This is a genomic window from Spirillospora sp. NPDC046719 (assembly GCF_040645715.1).
Lineage (GTDB): Bacteria > Actinomycetota > Actinomycetes > Streptosporangiales > Streptosporangiaceae > Spirillospora.
On record NZ_JBEYYT010000855.1, the window covers coordinates 1 to 1,757 of the forward strand.

Consider the following 1,757-nt stretch of genomic DNA (forward strand, 5'->3'; position numbering starts at 1 on the left):
GCCGCGGGTCCCCGGCGGGGCGGCGGCGGCGCTGCTGCACCGCCGGCCGGCGCTGCGGCTGTCGCTGCTGCTGTCGGCGCCGCTGGCCTGGCTGGTGGTCGCCTACCTCGGCGCGCTCGCCGCGATCTTCGTCACCGCGTTCTGGTCGACCGACACCTTCACCGGCGCGGTCGTCCGGCAGTTCACCCTCGCCAACTTCCAGGACCTGTGGAACGAGCCCGTCTACCGGACGATCGCGCTGCGCAGCCTCGGCGTCGCGGCGGCCGTCACCGTCATCGACACCGCCATCGGGTTCCCCATGGCGCTGTACATGGCGAAGGTGGCCCGGCCCCGGTACCGGCCGTACCTCGTCATCGCGATCCTGGCGCCGCTGTGGGCGGCCTACCTCGTCAAGGCGTACGCGTGGCGGGTGATCCTGGCGCACGGCGGCCTCGCCGACGAGGCGCTGAAGCCGTTCGGGCTCTCCAGCCCCGGATACGGCCTCACCGCCACGATCATCGTGCTGGCCTACCTGTGGCTGCCCTACATGATCCTGCCCGTCTACACCGGGCTGGAGCGGCTGCCGGACTCGCTGCTGGACGCCTCCGGCGACCTCGGCGCCCGCCCGTGGCGCACCTTCCGCTCGGTCATGCTGCCGATGGTGTTCCCGTCCCTGGTCGCCGGGTCGATCTTCACCTTCTCGCTGTCGCTCGGCGACTACATCACCGTCAAGATCGTCGGCGGCCGGAGCCAGCTGCTCGGCAACGTCGTCTACGACAACATCGGCGCCGCCAACAACCTGCCGTTCGCCGCGGCCGTCGCCACGATCCCCGTCGTGATCATGCTGGTCTACCTCGCCGCGGCCCGCCGCACCGGCGCCCTCAGGGAGCTGTGATGACCCTCTCGCCCGCCGCGCGGACGGCCCTGCGCGCCGTGATGATCCTCGGGCTCGCGGTCGTCTACGTGCCGCTGCTCGTCGTGCTGATCAACTCCGTCAACGCCGACAAGACGTTCGGCTGGCCGCCGACGGACCTCACCGGACGCTGGTGGGCGCACGCGCTCGACAACCCGGGCGCCCGCCAGGCCGTCTGGACGAGCGTCAAGGCCGGCGTCGGCGCCACCGCCGCCGCCATGGTCCTCGGCACCATGGCGGCGTTCGCCGTCGCCCGCCACCGCTTCTTCGGCCGCGAGACCGTCTCCCTGGTCGTGGTGCTGCCGATCGCGCTGCCCGGCATCGTCACCGGCATCGCCCTCAGCAACGCCTTCCAGGTCGTCCTGGAGCCGCTCGGCATCGGCCTCGGCCTCTTCACCGTGATCGTCGGGCACGCCACGTTCTGCGTCGTCACCATCTACAACAACGTGCTGGCCCGGCTGCGCCGCACCGGCACCAGCCTGGAGGAGGCGTCCGCCGACCTCGGCGCCGACACCTTCCAGACGTTCTGGTACGTGACGCTGCCGAACCTGCGCTCGGCGCTGCTCGCCGGCGGGCTGCTGTCCTTCGCGCTGTCCTTCGACGAGATCATCGTGACCACGTTCACGGCGGGCCCCGGCTCCCAGACCCTGCCCATCTGGATCTTCGACAACCTGTTCCGGCCCAACCAGGCCCCGGTCGTCAACGTCCTCGCCGCAGCCCTGATCATCCTGTCGATCATCCCGATCTACATAGCCCAGCGCCTCTCCAGCGGCGCCCGCAGCGTGGCGTAGTTTTCCCAGGGGGGCGACCCCCTGGAACCCCCCGTCACGGTTGAGGGGCTGTTTCGTGCTCCGCTAGAGCTCCG

The 1,757-nt window shown here is 71.0% G+C and carries 2 protein-coding genes; both read left to right on the forward strand.

All coding sequences use genetic code 11. The features are described 5' to 3' along the window. Positions 1-874 (forward strand): ABC transporter permease (locus ABZ914_RS50960; protein ID WP_500201763.1); only part of this gene is annotated, 874 nt, incomplete at its 5' end. Next, positions 874-1,683, forward strand: coding sequence for an ABC transporter permease (locus ABZ914_RS50965; RefSeq protein ID WP_500201764.1), 810 nt, complete (start codon positions 874-876; stop codon positions 1,681-1,683). The genes ABZ914_RS50960 and ABZ914_RS50965, both read left to right, overlap by 1 nt. Positions 1,684-1,757: the final 74 nt, after the last annotated feature.